22 protein-coding genes are annotated in these 17,606 nt (G+C 38.1%); 2 read left to right on the forward strand and 20 right to left on the reverse strand.

Annotation, left to right across the window (positions count from 1 at the left end; all coding sequences use genetic code 11):
- Positions 1–31: 31 nt before the first annotated feature.
- From HMPREF9013_RS05040 to HMPREF9013_RS05125, 18 genes are all read right to left on the reverse strand, one after another.
- Positions 32–340, reverse strand: a complete 309-nt coding sequence (locus HMPREF9013_RS05040; protein ID WP_006627301.1) for a hypothetical protein — start codon at positions 338–340, stop codon at positions 32–34.
- On the reverse strand, positions 324–2,168 hold the full coding sequence (locus tag HMPREF9013_RS07235) for a phage minor capsid protein (RefSeq protein WP_006627302.1): 1,845 nt from the start codon (positions 2,166–2,168) through the stop codon (positions 324–326). The genes HMPREF9013_RS05040 and HMPREF9013_RS07235 overlap by 17 nt, the downstream gene beginning before the upstream one ends.
- Positions 2,168–3,694: a phage portal protein gene (locus HMPREF9013_RS05050; protein ID WP_006627303.1), complete on the reverse strand. Its 1,527-nt coding sequence runs from the start codon at positions 3,692–3,694 to the stop codon at positions 2,168–2,170. Before HMPREF9013_RS05050 ends, HMPREF9013_RS07235 begins: the two co-directional genes overlap by 1 nt.
- 3 nt (positions 3,695–3,697) lie before the next feature.
- Positions 3,698–5,065: a hypothetical protein gene (locus tag HMPREF9013_RS05055; RefSeq protein WP_006627304.1), complete on the reverse strand. Its 1,368-nt coding sequence runs from the start codon at positions 5,063–5,065 to the stop codon at positions 3,698–3,700.
- A complete protein-coding gene (locus HMPREF9013_RS05060; RefSeq protein ID WP_006627305.1) occupies positions 5,062–5,478 on the reverse strand; it encodes a hypothetical protein in 417 nt (138 codons plus the stop codon). The genes HMPREF9013_RS05055 and HMPREF9013_RS05060 overlap by 4 nt, the downstream gene beginning before the upstream one ends.
- Before the next feature lie 227 nt (positions 5,479–5,705).
- Positions 5,706–6,191, reverse strand: coding sequence for a hypothetical protein (locus tag HMPREF9013_RS05065; protein ID WP_006627306.1), 486 nt, complete (start codon positions 6,189–6,191; stop codon positions 5,706–5,708).
- A 17-nt stretch (positions 6,192–6,208) separates the two neighbouring features.
- Positions 6,209–6,664 carry a Panacea domain-containing protein gene (locus tag HMPREF9013_RS05070; RefSeq protein WP_006627307.1) on the reverse strand — a complete coding sequence of 152 codons (456 nt, stop codon included), beginning with the start codon at positions 6,662–6,664 and terminating at the stop codon, positions 6,209–6,211.
- A gap of 41 nt (positions 6,665–6,705) precedes the next feature.
- Positions 6,706–7,158: a hypothetical protein gene (locus tag HMPREF9013_RS05075; RefSeq protein WP_006627308.1), complete on the reverse strand. Its 453-nt coding sequence runs from the start codon at positions 7,156–7,158 to the stop codon at positions 6,706–6,708.
- On the reverse strand, positions 7,151–7,537 hold the full coding sequence (locus tag HMPREF9013_RS05080) for a DUF551 domain-containing protein (RefSeq protein WP_006627309.1): 387 nt from the start codon (positions 7,535–7,537) through the stop codon (positions 7,151–7,153). The genes HMPREF9013_RS05075 and HMPREF9013_RS05080 overlap by 8 nt, the downstream gene beginning before the upstream one ends.
- A complete protein-coding gene (locus HMPREF9013_RS05085; protein ID WP_050772086.1) occupies positions 7,530–7,925 on the reverse strand; it encodes a RusA family crossover junction endodeoxyribonuclease in 396 nt (131 codons plus the stop codon). Before HMPREF9013_RS05085 ends, HMPREF9013_RS05080 begins: the two co-directional genes overlap by 8 nt.
- Positions 7,926–7,934: 9 nt before the next feature.
- Positions 7,935–8,213: a hypothetical protein gene (locus tag HMPREF9013_RS05090; RefSeq protein ID WP_006627311.1), complete on the reverse strand. Its 279-nt coding sequence runs from the start codon at positions 8,211–8,213 to the stop codon at positions 7,935–7,937.
- A 231-nt stretch (positions 8,214–8,444) separates the two neighbouring features.
- Complete coding sequence (locus HMPREF9013_RS05095; protein ID WP_006627312.1) at positions 8,445–10,739, reverse strand: AAA family ATPase; 2,295 nt, start codon at positions 10,737–10,739, stop codon at positions 8,445–8,447.
- A 3-nt stretch (positions 10,740–10,742) separates the two neighbouring features.
- The gene (locus tag HMPREF9013_RS05100; RefSeq protein WP_006627313.1) at positions 10,743–12,329 is read right to left on the reverse strand and encodes a DEAD/DEAH box helicase; all 1,587 of its coding nucleotides are present in this window, start codon (positions 12,327–12,329) and stop codon (positions 10,743–10,745) included.
- Positions 12,329–12,913 carry a hypothetical protein gene (locus HMPREF9013_RS05105; protein WP_006627314.1) on the reverse strand — a complete coding sequence of 195 codons (585 nt, stop codon included), beginning with the start codon at positions 12,911–12,913 and terminating at the stop codon, positions 12,329–12,331. The genes HMPREF9013_RS05100 and HMPREF9013_RS05105 overlap by 1 nt, the downstream gene beginning before the upstream one ends.
- A gap of 25 nt (positions 12,914–12,938) precedes the next feature.
- Positions 12,939–14,072, reverse strand: a complete 1,134-nt coding sequence (locus HMPREF9013_RS05110; protein WP_040333582.1) for an ATP-binding protein — start codon at positions 14,070–14,072, stop codon at positions 12,939–12,941.
- On the reverse strand, positions 14,051–15,361 hold the full coding sequence (locus tag HMPREF9013_RS05115; protein WP_006627316.1) for an AAA family ATPase: 1,311 nt from the start codon (positions 15,359–15,361) through the stop codon (positions 14,051–14,053). The genes HMPREF9013_RS05110 and HMPREF9013_RS05115 overlap by 22 nt, the downstream gene beginning before the upstream one ends.
- Positions 15,348–15,527, reverse strand: coding sequence for a hypothetical protein (locus HMPREF9013_RS05120; RefSeq protein WP_006627317.1), 180 nt, complete (start codon positions 15,525–15,527; stop codon positions 15,348–15,350). Before HMPREF9013_RS05120 ends, HMPREF9013_RS05115 begins: the two co-directional genes overlap by 14 nt.
- 154 nt (positions 15,528–15,681) lie before the next feature.
- Positions 15,682–15,954 carry a hypothetical protein gene (locus tag HMPREF9013_RS05125; RefSeq protein ID WP_006627318.1) on the reverse strand — a complete coding sequence of 91 codons (273 nt, stop codon included), beginning with the start codon at positions 15,952–15,954 and terminating at the stop codon, positions 15,682–15,684.
- A gap of 64 nt (positions 15,955–16,018) precedes the next feature.
- On the opposite strand from HMPREF9013_RS05125, the gene HMPREF9013_RS07485 reads away from it, so the two are divergent.
- Entirely contained in the window at positions 16,019–16,195 is a 177-nt protein-coding gene (locus tag HMPREF9013_RS07485; protein ID WP_006627319.1) for a hypothetical protein, read from the forward strand.
- On the opposite strand, the gene HMPREF9013_RS07580 is transcribed toward HMPREF9013_RS07485, so the two are convergent.
- Together HMPREF9013_RS07580 and HMPREF9013_RS05130 are read right to left on the reverse strand one after the other, a co-directional pair.
- Positions 16,192–16,338, reverse strand: coding sequence for a hypothetical protein (locus tag HMPREF9013_RS07580; RefSeq protein WP_006627320.1), 147 nt, complete (start codon positions 16,336–16,338; stop codon positions 16,192–16,194). The two genes, HMPREF9013_RS07485 and HMPREF9013_RS07580, sit on opposite strands and share 4 nt — an antisense overlap.
- Before the next feature lie 13 nt (positions 16,339–16,351).
- Complete coding sequence (locus HMPREF9013_RS05130) at positions 16,352–16,582, reverse strand: helix-turn-helix domain-containing protein (RefSeq protein ID WP_040333589.1); 231 nt, start codon at positions 16,580–16,582, stop codon at positions 16,352–16,354.
- Between the two features lie 162 nt (positions 16,583–16,744).
- Here HMPREF9013_RS05130 and HMPREF9013_RS07240 point away from each other — a divergent pair, with 162 nt between their 5' ends.
- Positions 16,745–17,569, forward strand: coding sequence for a helix-turn-helix domain-containing protein (locus HMPREF9013_RS07240; protein WP_198002131.1), 825 nt, complete (start codon positions 16,745–16,747; stop codon positions 17,567–17,569).
- The last annotated feature ends 37 nt before the right edge of the window (positions 17,570–17,606 follow it).

Raw genomic sequence — 17,606 nt, forward strand, 5'->3', positions numbered from 1 at the left:
GTTTTTTTGGATGAAAAATATAGTGTTTTTCTTAAAAAACATCCACTAGCTCGCCTTTTTTTATCGCTTCAATAAAACTCTGATAATGATCAGTTTCTATCGCTTTTTGTAATCGCTCATTGACTAATGGCAATAAATCACTTGTAAAAGGCTCATTAAAATCATCATGTTGATAAAACGTTTCTAGATGATTACTTAAGTCAACCCATATATCTGCACTTGATGAAGGATATGCCGTAGTCAAAACACATGCATATTTTGCGAATGCTTCATCGCCTTCAATCTCGCATACAACTGCGCGACCATTATAGCCCAGTATTTTTTTACAGCTTATCAACATTACCGCCACCTTTCTCTACATATATTGTAATACCTTTTTTCTTTAATTTACCAATAGTTTCTTGGGGTACGCTAACGTCTTTTCTTATAAATATAGATTCCACTTTATCAATCCCTACCTTGCCATGATACTGTAATTCAAAATACCTCGCTTGCATATTATGGGAACTTTTCTGATACTCTTTAATAATCTTATGTGGATTATCTAAAGTTTCTTCAGAATAATGATTTAGCACTTCATACATTTCATTGGTTGCTCGTGGGTCAACCCCTGCAACTGATATACCATTTTTACAAGATCCAGCATGTATCTTACTAGCACTACCATAGCCCAAGCTATCCTGATCAGTATATGTAACATTGCTTCCCATTTTATCTTTATTAAATCTAACAATAATGCCGCCATATTGATCAACACGTGCAGTGTTTGCGTCTTCCAAAAAATCTCTACATCCTAAATAACCATATTTTTCATATTCGTTTTTCTTAATTTTTTCTTCATACCCAAATAAATTCTTTGAAGTTTCATTTCTGAATTTTAATATGTTTTTCGGATATTTCCCGACTTCTTGAGCATTCTTAAACCCTTCATCAACAATTTTATCTAATGATTCAGGACTTACCGCCATGTGTAATTCGCAATTACTGAACAGCTTTTCTAGTTTCGTTTCAATAATCTGTATCTTTTCTTGTGATATATTTGAATATTTTTCTTTTATCCATCTTTTCTCATCTTTAACAAAATTGGAAAGTGTCTTTGGAATGTCTTTTAATTTTTCGATATTTTTCTCATACAACTCTCTTCTCTCATTCTTGATTTCTGCATACTGTTCCGCTTGCTTCAGGTATGCTTCATCTAAATCAACCAGCTTTCGCTCTTTGTTCGCGTGCTCCTGTATCTTATTCTCGTCAAAAGAGCCAATCTGTAGGCGTCTTTCTCTTTGAATTTGATGTTGGAGGTAGTGGTGCTCTTGTGTTCCTGGTGGGTTCTCATAGGACACTTGACCTGATGGTGTTCTTAAGTCGTCGTCGTCTTCGTCATCGGCCTCAGGGAAGTAGGTACTTAATTGATGTTTACAGTTGGGGTGAAATAGTCCACCGTGTATAGCCTCACTTAATAAAGGAAGTTTCAATTGCTTAGCTTCGTCCGCTGTACCACCACTATATACATCATCAACATAGACTCTGCCCTGCCACGGTAGACAGGTCTTAGAACACATTCCATACTTCGATACCTTGACGGTATGTATTCCCATCTCCTGGCGTCTTGCACCATCTGCATATAGAGCCACTCGCTTATTAGCCGTTCTTAGCGACATCTCGGCATAGGTGGCTATGTTAACCCGACGGCCACCTTTATAGACCACACAGTTAATGCCTTTCGTCAAAAAGTCATCACTAGCCATGTCTATTGCCTGTTTAAGCGACCCAGCACCACTGGCCATATAAACCTGAGCGTTGTATATGACCTTACGATAGGCGTCGTTAGTCGTCCGTAACATGGCCGTTTCAGCTTTAACGAGGTCGTGCGTGGAGGCCTTAATTAAAGCCCGCATTCTGTCATGGTTGACACCGAAAAAGTTAGTCTCTCGTTGACTTAGCAGGGTGTTCAAGAAATTCTCATTGATGGCTTGGAAACGGCTTGAAAAAAGCTTGGGGTTCTTCTTTTTGAAGTCCTCAAGCCCTTTTAATTGCTCCGCTTGCCATCTTGACCAAGTAAAGCCCGTCTCTTTTTCTTCAAGGTTGTGCTTCTCCCAGTTCCGCTTCATCGACCCGATAAGCTCTAGCTCTATGCGTCGAAGCGCCTCGGCTATATCGTACTCAGCCATTAGCTAAAGCCCATCCCGCTTCCTATGTCTGTTGGCACGTTTGGCTCAGGCAGATCAACCGCTCCGCTCTCTTCAGCAATACGTTGTGCTTCTTCATCTTTCCAAGCATCTTCTTTAGATTCGCCATACATCTCGTCTAGCGCGGTTCTAATTGACATTACTCCGCCTTGCTTAGCTTTAGTGACAGTTTCGACAACAGCCTCAAACGATGGATTTGCATACTCACCGAAATCAACATTCACGTCGATGTCAAGCAATTGTGACAATCCCTTATTTGTCATACCATCTTTCGTCATAAGCACACTTGTAATTAGCTTAGGAACCATCTCTGTAAAGGCCTCAATGATCGCATTTCTTGTATACAGAGTTGTTTTCTCTTTTTCTCTCTGTGCTTCGGCATTCTCTAACTTCTTTGTATCAATGCCTAATGTTGACGGGCTAATCAAGCCTTGTAGGCATAGATCCAAATAAGTAATGTAGCTCTGCAGATAGTTCTCTGTTGGGATTGAAGGCTGTACAACGCTGATTTGCTGTTTTGCATCCTCACCAATAGCGTTTCCTGTTTTTATAAAGCGATCATCAAAGTCATTTGGTAGAAGGTCCATTCCATTAGCGCCTTTAGGCACTAACGAATCAGGGATATACTTTGTCGCACGCCCTGCTCTAACTGCATCTGCCCATTGCGAAACAACCTCATCAAGCGCATCGTATGAATCCTTTTTCTTATCAAAAATTGATTCACCTCGACCTTTGTACATGGTTGATTCAAAGATAGAAAAAGGGATTGCCATCATAAAGCTTCCCTTTGTTTTTGTTTCCTCATCATATCCGCCAAACTGCACATCTACTAGGTCCTTTGTTTCTTCTAGCTCATAAAGGTCCGTCTTACCCAAACTATATCCATTGATATGAAATAGCTCATACTTAACATAGCCATACCCGTAGCGTTCCTTTAGTAAGTACTTACGTGTTGTGCCTTCTTGAATCTTAACAGTCTTAAAAACAATCTCCACTAATCTTCCACGCTTGTGGATTAAATCAATCTTGTCTCCTGGATAAAACTCAATGATTGGCTCATTTGAAATGTCGCTATCGACTGAAATTTTGAAAGCGCCATCGCCAACAAACAAAGTTTCTTTAATCGCTTGTTTGAATAATTTCTTCAGATTGTTATCATCTGCAATCTTCTGCCATTCGTCATTACGCTTATTGACTTCGATTTTATTCAAATCACGAATAACAATATCCGTTAGCACTCTTACCGTTAATCCTGGCAAGCCTGTATGAATCTTGTGAATAGGTGTAGACGGCGTTGCTCCCCAGAATGTTGCATTCTTATTACCAGCGCCCTTTATTTGCTTATAGAGCGCCGATAATTCTGCTGGCTGACCACGCATCCATACTCGGTTGATTCCTGCGTTAAATTCATAATCATAAGCTTCATCAATCGTTACTCCTTCTCGATCAGCAGGTTTTATTTCAAGCCATGATTGAATAGCTTGCTTGATGTTCATTCCAATACCCATTGGTTACTTTCCTCCAATTCCTATTTCTCTCTTAAATGGCAACCATGCATACTGATTTGCATTAATCGTGTGATCGTTACCATCTTCAGGTTCATATTTGTTTTCCTTCCAGCTGTAGACTTCCATTTCGTGGATGTGATTCTTGCAGTGGTCTAATACCAGGTAATCACCTTTAGCAATCCATCCTAGCTGCAAGTTGATGCGGTCGATAATCTTTGTTTTCTTGTAGGCTGGTATCACCTCGTAGATGCTACCGTTCAAGCGTTTGCATTTCTGCCATTCTGTGAAGGTCGCTTGATCAGCCGAATCCAAGAACATGTACTTTGCATATCCCCACTTCTCTCGATTTCTTTCCGCAAAGTCAACTAATCTTTGTACTGTGTCGCTTGGAGCAATCGGAATCTGCAGATCTGCATTGTTGTAAACTTCTTCATCAAGCGTTATCAGTTTACCGTTAAACGTTATTCCCTGAAACAGCATGGCGATCGTATCAGGTGACTTTTGTGAGTAGGCTGTATCGATGCCTACCGTGAAAACCTTAAAGGCCTTCCTGAACTTGTCTTTGCCGCCTATTTGAGCGATTAGTTGCTCGTACGTGATAACATTCGTCTTGCGCTCAAAGTTGCTAAAAACGAGCCCTGTGGCCCTTCCACGAAGCCCCTTGATCTTATTCTTCCAGAGTTTAGTGCCTACTGGTACAGATTCAATAATCTGAGTTTTCTTTTCTTCAGATAATCCATAGTTGTCATCAAAGTTAAAAAACCAGTGTATCCAGTTTGGATGCTCCGGCTCGTTTAAATCATTTAGAATCTCTTGTGGTGTTTCTTTTGTCCATTTCTGAATGGGACGGCAACGATTGATGTACTCTTTGTATACAGGGAGTGATGGGTCATCAGGGTTCAATGTCATCATGGTATAGTCTGCACGCATAATAGACTCGCGCACAAATTCCATGTTTGCTGTGTTTACCTCGTCAATAAGTAGGCATCCATACTGGCCACCTAACGCATCTTTCCACTTCTCTTTGGTAGAATAGCCAACTATAAAGACAATCTTATCTCCAGTTGTGGCGTGCACGATTAAGTGTGGCATCTTGTATTCTTTTGATCCGTTGCCTTTGTACTCTACAAGATCGCCAAAGTCATCTAAAATCCCTAGGTCTTTATTAATCAGGTTCTTTTCTACCGTACCTGTATCATCACCTGCGATGATGTGAATCTTCTTAGGGGATTGCCAAACTTTCAAGATAAACTTGTAGACCCCGACGGTTGTCTTGCCTGCAGCAGTTGAGCCTTCAAGTGCTTCCAGTTCTGCATCATGCTTTAGAAATGCTTTGAACTTAGGTGATAGAATTAATCGCAAATCGCTCATTCTTCATCAGCAACCTTCAATTGTTCGATTACATCATCAACCTTAGACTGCTTTGTTTCTAAAGAGCCTGATAGGTCAACCTTGCTGACGTATTCGCCATCCATCTTGTTATCGACATCAATAGCCTTGATACGCTCGTTTGGACTAATACTCTCATCTTCGGCCAGCCTTTTAAGAATTTCCTTCTTACGTTCGCGAGTCAATCCTGCCGTTTTTGCATTCTCTTCCTGAAGCTCTACATACCTAGCCCAAACCTCATCATCCCTTAACAGCTTAGATGCCTTGTTATCGACAGTCTCACTCTTCCATTTAGAAGCTTTAGGGTAAGCCACAAGATAGGCCTTTCGCTGTGACAAACCGCTAATAAGGCCTTGCACGTATTTCTCCTTCCTTGCATTTTTTAATACACCCATAAACTTACCCCCCTTTCTAAGAACTCAAACTCTCTTGCACAAAACCGAAGCCACCAGCCAGAAAGGACAAAGACATACCAAAACAGAGTGAATTAAAGGATAAACTCTTATGAATAAAAGTTACTGGTGACCTCGATTTCATGCAAGAAAAAAACCACAAGTGCTCTACTCGTGGTTCTTGCCCTATGCCCATTATAACATCAAAATTGGTGGGACATGTCCCAAAATTAATGTTTCCCGTGATCGTATAATGAAAAATCTAAATCAAACCCCAGTATATGTAAAACTCTATTACAGTTATGAGATTTATACCCTATCATACGATATTTGTCCGTACAACCAAACCTAAAAACATGAATCTTTCTATCTTTAGCAAAAGATTTATTTGTACTTTTCCAATAGTTATCTATTATTTCCGAATTCAAATCACCGTAATCCAATAGTTCAAATCCACCTTTTGTTCTTTTACCTCGGGAACCAAGATCTTTCCAATTTGATTGTGAAATAGTTAATATTAAATCCATAAATTCTTCTATTGCCTTACTATTATTTTTCTTTTCACGTTTAAGTGCTTCAAAGGAATACTTGTTTTTAGATGTAATGCTTCCAAATTCTAACAGTACATCGTCCTCCCACTGTTTACATCTTTTACCTAAAATAGCAGGATTGGAATTAATTTGATTCGATTCTTTTGGCCCCCTTAATTTTCCCATAATAAAACAATCCTTGTTTATGCAATATAGTGTTCTTTAAAATACTTTTTAATACTATTTTGAGAAATCTCACCACTTTGTTGAGTATTTATCCATGGTGTTTCCTGATGTGTCATATTTCTAAGACCCCAAGCAGAATATTTAGCAAAAGTGTTATACACTTCTTCTAGCAAACTCTCTTCTTCATCATCAAACTCATTAATAAAATCCTCATCAAAAACGATTCCGTTTGCTCTATTAACTTTGTATTCCTGATAAACCGATTCAACAACTGGCCCATGTTCCCATGCAACGATTGGCTCATTGAAAAGTGGTCTATCAAAACAAGCTAAAAAACAACCTTGCGCATAATACAAAAGTTTTTGTAATTTCAAATTTGAAATCAAATCCGCATCGCTTTCACTCATAATCAAACGATTATAATTTAAAAACCATTTAGCAACGTAATTTGCTTTATAACCTTTCTTTTCCATAATGCCTCCTCCGCTTTCATCTAAATTTTAACATCTAATGTTCAGAATTCTACATCATTTTTGAGTTTTATTAAAATTTCATCTAATCTTCTAGACATCGTGCTTTTGCCGCCATATTCAACTACTGCCAATTCCCTCAAAGTTTTCTTGAATCTGTACCGCTGTTCAATCAATTTCATTTCTTCATCAGACAATCGACACAATCGTTTTTGCATACGACTAACTAAGTAAATCAAATCTTGCTTTTGCTTAATCAACTCGTCTTGTTCTTCAAAAAGTTCAAGTAAATTGACATCGCTATATATCCTTGTTCCCCTTTGATACTTAGCCTCTTCCAAACTTCTAATAGGCGGACTGCCTACAGAAGTTAGCTTCACGTCAATCTCATATATCTTTTCTTGAAGTCTTTCAATCTTCTGAAGGTAGAAATAATAGCTTCTAAGTTCTCTATCAACTTGTTGGATAGAATCACGATCTTCATAGTAGTCAGTCATTGGTGCTTATCTCCGCATATGGCTCCGGTAATGGTTGCCATGTGATAACATTACTATTCATGCCGCATACCCATCTTCTGAGATCCGGAGAATAATATCCGACTAAAATGTTTTTGTTTCCGGTTTTCGTAATCGTACAGATTAGAACCTTGTCTTCATTTGCCGGTAATTTCTCGTTAACTGGAATCCAACATCCGACAAGGGTTCTTCCGCTCATGATCTCTTTATGACCTACCTCATCAATCAATTTTTGCAATTCCTTTTCGGCGGCTTCTCTTTTGGCTGTCAACTCTTGACGATATTCAGGATCGCTTATAGCCTCATCACAGCCTTTCAACTCGCCAACTAAATAATCCAACGCTTCTTGATATTTACTCATATTTTTCACCTACTTTCTTAAGCTCTATCATTACTCCGGGATGCCAAGTCCAAATCTTACTTAGATTCAGCTGGACGATATTCTTGTCGTCTTTGAAAAATCCCAGTTCTTGCATTACGTCCTGTAGCATCTTGTTCGCATTATCTAAATCGGGTTTGTTTGTACATGGCTCACCATTTTTGTGTTTGCCAGCAGGAAAGCCCCAGATGATATTTAACGTAATTGGACCATCAAGCGGTTTATCAGGAACATACGAAGCTAAATGAGCGCGATACTTGTTTTTTGCGTCGACTGCGCTGCTATTTGTATAAATAGTCTTGGTCTTGAAGTTGACCTTTTTTTGTTGTGCCGTAGTAGTCGGCGGAATCATTTGTAAAAATATCTGCATGATTATTTCTCATCCTTCAAACAAAAATCCAAGACCAATTAAAAAATCCAATTCTTCTTTATTCAAATTCCCTTTTACTATTTCTTGCTCACAAACAATTAAGCCTTTTATGTATTCAATTTGATTTTTGTTTAAAATCACAATGCGTTTTTCAGAATCGATAATCTCAAGAAACTGTTCATTTTTAAATTCAAAAATAAATCTATTTGTTTCATTTTTATTTAAGAAATTCGTTGTATAAAAATTACCTGTTATTGTTTTAATCAAATAGCAGTTTTTATTTTCCATATTTTTCATCCTCTTCTTTCTGTTTTCGCGTAAGGGATGGTGTTGGGATGTTTGGAACACAAGGTTGGCAATTTCAAGCCAACCTGTGTCCAATCTCCCTACATCCCTGTCCCTGGACAGACGTTTATATATACGTAGTATATATAGGTTGTCCGTGTCCAGGGTGACAGTATAGACATCGCAATAATTTGTCCATACTGTCCAAGGTTGTTTTTAGTATGGACAAATAGATTACTTGTCCATACTGTCTAGGGTTTTGACAATGACAGAATCTTTGCCTGGAGTTTCGATTGTTTTGAATTTTTCTTTGAGTTCATTCAATCTTCTTTGCACGGTTTTTTTACTCAGTAAAAGCTTATCTGCCATCATTTGCATTGTTACTTCACCATGTTCGAACGATAACTCTTCGAATGCTAAGTTAAACTGTGTTTCACGTTCTGCTTTCTCGTTTTTCTGTTTTTCTCTTTTTCTATTGTTCTTTTCTTCTTGAGTTAAAGGCTTTCCTTTTCTCCATCCTGATGTTTCTTCATCAAGCGGTATATCTGCAAGCACCCCCGTTGTATCAACTGTATGAATCGGATAATTGAACCATATATCAGTTTGTTGCGGTTTAGGAAACTCTCTAAGTGTCATATCTACGCGCCAAGCTGTCATTTGTGAGGCTTTTAATTCGGCTTGCTGTGTGATGATTTCAACCTGTTTATCAGTTAATATTTTTGGTTTTACTACTGCGTAATAAAGTTGATTTCCTAATTGCTTACGGCTCATAAAATCATCATATGGAATGGTTTCATAATATTCCGGATTGTATTGTTTTATTGTTCTTGCCCATTCATCACATACCGCTTTGTTAACTTGCTGTTCGATAACACCATCTGTCAATGGTATTTGAATGAGGTCTATCATTGCATCAGGATCGCGTGCGAATACGCCTGAACCACTAGCTCTATCCATTGATTTTTTACCACCCTGTGAACCTTTTGAATGGTGGTGACAGTAGATAACAGCACAATTCAATGCACTAGCAACCTTATCAAACTGATTGGTAAACTTCGCCATTTGCTCGGCACTGTTTTCATCACCCGTAATAACTTTATAGATTGGGTCGATAATAACAGCAATGTAATTCTTTTTCTGTGCACGTCTAATTAACTTTGGTGTTAACTTATCCATTGGAACAGCATTACCACGCAAATTCCAAATTTCAACATTTCTTAGGTTTGGTCTTTGAATTCCTAACTTTTCATACACATCTTTAAATCTATGTAAGCAGCTAGCACGATCCAATTCGAGGTTTATATATAGAACTTTTCCCTGTGCACAATCCCACTTATCGAGCCACTTATAGCCCTCTGCGATGGCTATAGTTAATTCAATCAAAGCAAATGACTTCCCCGCCTTAGACGGCCCTGCTATAAGCATCTTATGGCCTTGTCTGAGCACATCATTGATCAAACAAGGTGCCAATTCGGGAAGATTACTCCAATCGTCTTCAAGGCTCTCTGGATCAGGTAAATCATCGTTAATTGATTCGATGTATTCTACCCAGTCATTCCAGGACTCCTTACCGATGTTGGTTGCAATTAGATACTGTCGATTATTGCCACGTTCGAAGCCAGGCATTCTACTTAGTCGACTTGGATTCTTAGTGGATGTATCTACATCCAAACCATTTTGTTTGCATACTTTGAATAAGTAATCTACTCGTCTTGAATACTCTTTCTCATTAGATGCTTCGATACGCACAATTGCATGAATGCTCTTGTTGCCTGAGTGCACTAAAGCTGCGATTGGCAATTCTAGCTTTGTCATAAGCGAGTACTGCATGTCGATATTTTGGGTGTCTGATTCAACCAGTGCATATTTGAAATCTGTGATATTGTCAATCTTGCAACCGCCACCATCCATAGGATTGAAACTAATCCATGCGCCACAATTGTGGTCGTAATCATAGAACACATCTTCAATCTTGTTAGCGTGGTCTAATTCATCCATTAATCTACCGGCAGTTCTGTCATAGTTTCTTTGACCAGGATGATACTTACCATCCTGATCTTGGAAACATTTGACACAATAAGCCACATGATCGTTAGGTGCATAGATTACTGATAAATACTTTCTAATATCTTCAACTGGATTCCAATTCTTGACTTCAGGTAACTTCTCATAATCCATCATGCTCTTATCGATGACACGATAGTTAAATTCAACAGTTTCACCGTCAAACAATTCACGTGCACCACCTTTAATGATTGGCTGATAATCTGCAGAAATATACCCGTTTTCACTTGCCATTTTAAAGATGGTATTACCGGTTATTCCATCATTAGTAAAGGAATTCCACTTTTTTTCACATTCACCGGCATGGTAACGTTCTGTGTCTTGCGAAGACCACCTATCCCATACATCAACGTAAGCTCCTTCATATTTAAGAGCCATACCTACGTTAACCCATTCTTGGTAGTTTAAATTACGAGGATCGACATACTCCAAGGCAGTTATTAAATCTTCAATTCTATTTTCCATAAATTAATTTCCTTTTGGTGTATATTCTGTCGGGTTGACTCCTGATGGTATTCTCCAGTTATTTGCTGAAATGCGCGCGATCATGTTATTGGCTGATTCGAAGCTCCATGTACCAACATGATTAAATCCTCTACCTTCCAAAAAGCGAATCTGTTTTGGAGTTGATAAGCCTTCATTACGACGTTTTTGAAGCCTATTCATAATCAAAGCTGCTTTACCTGCATTTTCGATTTCATCCGCAAAGATTCCAAACTTTTCCAATGTAGTTTTTTGTTTTTCTGATACAGGCGCCATTTCCCAACTAAATGACGGCATATATCCTGTTAAGTCTTCAGCTTGAATACTCATTTCGAATTGCAACGGATCTACAAGTCTTCTCCTGCGTTTTTTCATGGCTTCTAGTTGTGCTTTTAGTGCTTCTTCGCGTTGCATTTGAACATCTGATGATGCTTCTTTTTCTGCTTCTTCAATGTCTTCAGGACAACCGCTCTCGGCTAAATTCTCTGTCATCTTTTTTGACACTTCTTTATCTGTACAGATAATGTCTGCCGGTCGACATAATTCATGTCTTTCAGACAGCCATAGGAAGTCTAGAATAAGCAGGTCTTCTTTCCCTGGAGATAATCTAGTTCCACGCCCAACCATTTGGCAATAAAGGCTTCTAACCTTCGTAGGACGTAATACCACAATGCAATCAACATCTGGACAATCCCATCCTTCTGTTAAGAGCATGGAATTACAAATAACGTTGTATTTGTTATCATTGAAATCTTTTAGAATTTGCTCGCGATCGTCTGAATTACCATTGACTTCCGCTGCCTTGAATCCATGATTTATCAAAATATTTTTGAACTTCTGCGATGTAGCAATCAATGGAAGAAACACAACTGTCTTTCTATCCTTGCAGACTGTTTCCATTTCTGTAGCTATCTGTTCCAGATATGGATCTAATGCAGTTCCTATCTCATTTGCTGAAAAATCACCTACAGTAACTGACACATTATTCATATCAATCTTGAGTGGGACGGTCTGTGCTTTAATCTTGCACAAATACCCTTCCTTGATTGCTTGTACGATTGAGTACTCATATGCTAATGATTGAAATAGACTGCCTAATTTGCGCATATCAGAGCGTTCTGGAGTGGCGGTGACACCTAATACATTTGCTTGATCAAAATGTTCCAAAACACGCGTATAAGTATCTGAGACTGCATGATGTGCTTCATCGACAATAATTGCATCAAAATAATCTTTATTGAACTTAGCAAGGCGGCTAGGTCGCATAAGTGATTGAACGCTACCAACCACAACCCGATTCCATGTGCCTAGACATGACTGGTCGGCTTTTTCTATAGCACATGTGAGTCCTGTCATTTTGTGTAACTTATCTGTAGCCTGATCAAGTAATTCTCCACGGTGAGCCATCACTAAAACACGCTTACCCTCTTTTACTTGATCCTCAATTACTTTTGAGAAAACGACCGTTTTACCACACCCTGTCGGGAGAACGAGCAGAGTGTTTTTGACTCCGCTCGCCCATTCTTTTTCGATTGCCCGTCTTGCTTCTTCTTGATATGGTCTAAGCTCCATTAGAAGCGACCATTAGACCAGTTTCCGGCATTAGGTATAGGATTGCTAATTGTTGGTTGCTGTTGAACTTGACCGCTAAATGGAAGTAATTTTTTAATGTTGTTATAAAACGCATTGCCATCCCTACTCTTTTTGTGGCTGATTTCAAGAATTCCCGTTTTACCAATGATGACATCTTGTCTCCAATCGAATGTAATCGGTTCGCCTTTCTTATGCATGCCTATGGCGTCATAAAATGAAGCGATCATACCTAAACATCCTTGATTATTGAACATATACAGATTGTGCTTTAAATCTACGTCTCCATCATCTGCTGGATCTTTGACTCTTAAAGTCAAAGTTATCTGTTTACATGCTCCAATTTTAGAAGTAGCACTTGGCTGATAACGGGATTCCTCTAAATTAACGACCGTAAACGGATATTGACCTTCAGGTAGTAAAACATATCCTTTGTCGTAATCTCCTAAATCTGAGGCAGAAACGGTCATACCGTCTGTTAATTCACCACCCATTTGTTGCGTGTTTTGTTGGCCATAGCTTCCTTGGGCATATGGTTGTTGATAATTGTTGTTGTACTGTGTCATTTTTGTTTTCTCCTTTTCTTATTTTTTAAAATGGCAATTCTCTATCATTTTCAATTAATTGCATAACGGATGGCCAAGCACCAATCAAACAGCCTTGAACGAATTCAGGATCATAATTTTTGATCGGTGTATCGGATGTGAAATATCCTTTTCTGCCAACTGCCATTTGAATCTCTGACGGATGTACCTGTTTAGATCGCATTAAATCAGTTAGTGCAGTTGGCAGTTCCGTCATGATAGTTTCTTCTTCAGCTGTGTATGGTGTCGGTTGCCACATCGTTTCGATTGATAAGTGTGCATCTGTATTTGTAGTCCAATTGTTTATGTCATTAACAGTTCTTTCCTGTTGTGGCTGTTCCACTGCCTGTTGAGCCTGTGTGGAAGTAGTAACTGATGACTGTGTATAATTCTCACTAAACAAATGCGCAATTGGTTCAAAATCAAGTGGTAATACTTCCGGTAATCCAAAACGATTTTTAGCATCCCATGCGGCCGCATGTTCGGTGTACATAATTCTTTCTTTTCCGCCGGTTGCTTTCTTCTTGCCGGTTGTCTTATCTGCAACTAAAAATTCGCGATAATTGCAGAACAGAATCAGATCCGCCCATTCTTTAACTAGCTGGCAGTTATTACCATTTTTTGCTTGTTTGAGCTTTAATTCATATCGATCATAGCTTCCTGTTTCTTCTGGCTTTGTAATTGTTCTGATAACCATGTGTGCAATTAGAACAACGTTCACACCACGATTGATCACTTCTGTTAATAAATTGAGCAATCTACCAATTTCTTCATTTAAGTAGGTATAACCTTTTGACCACCCAATATCTTCGATGCCGTTAACCTTTATTCCTGCGCAAATCATTTCGATGGCTTTTGCTTCTGCCCAGTCGATAGAATCAATCACAAGTGTTTTATACCCTTGCGGATTGTTGAGAAACTCTTGGACTTCTGACATTAGCATTTGCCAAGAAGTTGGATATGGATAACGTGCCACATCAAGTGCTCCGGAACCATTTTCTGCATCGATAAATAGTGGCTTAGGGAACTTGCTTGCAAGTGTCGTTTTACCAACACCTTCCGTACCATAAATGATTACTTTCAACGGCGTTTTAACTACTCCTGTATTGATTTCAAACATTAGAATGTACCTGCCTTCCATGCTCCCGCAGGCTTAATTTCCGTATCTGCGGTCTTGTTGCCTAATTTATCAATCGAATAACCATCTTCAATGAAAATTGAACATTCATCACCTGTGGAAACTCTGGTCGCAATGGCTTGTAATCCTTCTTGTTCTAACCATTTACCAAACTCGTTCATCGTATCAATATCCATTTGTTCCAACTTATCAAGAAGCACAAAGCCACATTTAGGATTGATTTTTCTAACAATGGCTGTTGCTACTTTTAACTGATCGGAGCCTGACATGTTATCCCATTTTTGCCCTTTGTAAACCAATTCTCCATTATCTACAGATAAATCATGTAATGGCATTTCAACTCCATTCAACAAATCCATACGCTCTTTTCGAATTGCTTCGATTTCTTCGGTTAATCTATCGTATTGAAGATTGTATTCTTCTGCTTCTTCTTGAGCACGTTGCTTGTTTAGGTTGTCACGAACTTTTGCATTCGTAGAATCAATATTTGCAATGCTTTTCTCTAATTCAGCAGTGGATTCATCTTGTAAATCCTTGGCATTTGTGTTCGCAATAACTAATTTATTGATTAAATCAGCTAATTGCCCTTGCATTTCACTTAAAGCCCTTGTCGTTTCTTCAATGCGTTGATTCAAAATTGTTTTTTGAGCTTCTAATGTATTAACTTGATTACGCAATTCTTGATTTTTACCATTTCTGGTTAGGATTTCTTGTTGTTGCTGAATCAGTTCTGAAGCACTGATAATTTCTTCCGGAACACCATCCCACTGAACCATTTCATCTGCGTACTTCTTCTTTTGGTCTGCAATACGACCAATTTCAGTGCGACGGCTATATAATTTCGACTCCTGCTTATCAAAAATTGTTAACTGATCACCAACCCCAATAATTTGAAGTAATGTATTAGCCTTATCTTTCGTTGTTGAGTTCATAAATTTAGGTAGGTCTAGTGCGAATGTTCCGATGAATGAATCAAGTAATTTTTGACCACTTTTTGAACCTGTTGGGTCTAAAACTTTTAGAGCACTGTTCTTTCCAGAGCGTTCAACAACAAATCCATTTGATAATTCAATGTGTAATTTTGGTGGAATCATCGAGCCTTCTCGTTCAGGTTGTGATGGCTTATACTTCTCGCCACCTAACGCCCACGTTATCGCATCTAGTACGCTTGTTTTCCCTTGGTTGTTCTTTCCACCAACCACCGTCAACCCGTTGGCTGTAGGCTCTAATTTCACCGCTTTTACACGTTTTACGTTTTCTAGTTCTAAACTGTTAATTTTAATTGTTTCCATGTCTTATCCGTCCTTTCTTTCGTCCTTTTATTTTTGGCTTTGGCTCTTTGACAGTTAAATCAATACCCTCTAGAGATTTTTGATACAGTTGTTCAAAAAAATCTAGTGGCTGATTGATAAACTGCTTGGCTGTCATAGTCTCAATCTTTTTCATCAAACTTTTCATGAAAATGCTCCAAAAGTCGCTACCTGGAAAAAACACCAAACTAAAATTGCATATAATACAGCCCGCAAAAAAATATCTTTTTTACTTTTCGCTTTAATCATTTTTATCTTCTCCTTTTTCTGTTAAAATAAGAGTGACTTTTTAAGATAGTCACTTAAGCGCTCTTACTTTGGTTGGTGTGCGCTTTTTTTAATTCGATTCCTGCAAGCCTTACTTTATCGTGGTTGCTTAAATCCATACCTTGAGTTAAATATACAAACTCTGCATATTCTTCCTCAGTAGTCAGGCAATGCTTTCCTAATCGCCGATATTTAAGTAATCCGGCTTTTCGATACCAACCGACCCTTACTGCATCGCAGTGTAATCTTTGAGCGATTTCATCAGTTTCAAGAAATCTAATATTTTGAACTTCTTCCGGTGTTAACATATTCTTCCTCCTTTCTTTCCTTTTCCCCCTTTCCTATAATTGAATTGGAAAGGGGGTGATAATAATGCGTAATATGACAGATGAGGAAATTTTTAAATTAGCTAAAGAACTAACTTTTAAAGCTCTTGATGCCGGACACGTTGCAACACTTGTTGACGGTGAAAAAAACGGTAAGAATGTTGCCAATTTCCTCAAAAGTACCTACGATAATCTAAAATTACACTTTGGTAAAGTTGATTAGTGTTTCGTAGTGTCAACCAATTTAGCAGTGGCCTCAATCACTGCCGGTAAAATGCTTTCGGTCTGATCACTGGAGGCGTTTTTTAATTCCCTTTGAATCCACTTACACAACACAGAGATTGTTTTTTCTATTTCCTCGTTCACTGTTTCCTCCTTTCTAATTTCGCATATCTGCGACGTTCGTGCCAAAAAAAATTGCTCGTGATTTATTGATTGAAAGCTTTAGAATTTTAGAAATAGAATTAACTTCTTTAACTGTAAAGGTATCACCATCATTAGAGAATCTTCTATATAGCGTAGTTCTATCTATACCTATTTGATTTGCAAGTTCATCAACAGTTATTTTATGTAAAGCCATCTCTTCCTTTAATTTTTTTACATCAACCATAATATCCTCCTTTCTAATTTCGCATATCTGCGACAATCAAAATATAACCCCTTTCAAAAACATTGTCAATACATTTTTTGCAGATTTGCGATAATTTTTTTATTAGCATTGCAAATATGCGACCATAAATATATAATGAAATTAATTTAAGAGGGGAAAATGATGAGCACTGTTGGAGAACGAATTAGAAAAAGACGGATCGAATTGAAGTTATCTCCTGAGGACTTAGGAAATAAAATTGGCAAAGACCGTGCAACTATCTATCGATATGAAAAAGGCGAAATTGAAAATCTGCCTGTTGGAATAATTGCGCCTTTAGCAACTGCGCTACACACTACTCCGCAATATCTCATGGGGTGGGAAGAAGATCCTAATCTCACTGAACGTGACAATGATTTAGACAATATTAGTGATTTCCTTTTTGAAAATGGATATAGATTATCTTGTGAAAACTATGACGATGATTATTTTTTAATCAAGAAGGATGGCGAAACTGTAAATTCTTTTTTTGTTGGTGATTTATTATCAATATATAAAAATGCAATCAAAAATCAAACATTATCGATTGATGTTTTTTTAAAAAATTCCACCAATAACTTTATCCACCAAATTCCTGTCCTGGGTGTAGTTCCGTGTGGCGAACCTATCGAAGCAATTGAAGACATCATTGAGTGGGTTGATGTTGTACCAAGCCAGACAAAAGATCACTTCGGACTGATTGCAAAAGGTAACTCTATGTCACCGTACATCCTTGATGGAGATATTCTGATCGTAAAATACACGCCGGAAGTTAATTCTGGAAAAATCGCAATCGTTAAGGTCAACGGTGATGACGCCACTTGCAAACGTCTGATGATAAACGATGCGGGTATTACTCTTATTCCGAATAATCCGTTATATAAAACAAAAATATTTACACCACAAGAAGTCCAAGATAAGCCGGTGTCTATTGTAGGCGAAGTTGTGGAAATAAGAAGAAGATTTTGAAAAGAATGTCAAACAAAATATGCAGATAATACAAAAT

The sequence above is a fragment of the Bulleidia extructa W1219 genome, assembly GCF_000177375.1.
GTDB lineage: Bacteria > Bacillota_I > Bacilli_A > Erysipelotrichales > Erysipelotrichaceae > Bulleidia > Bulleidia extructa.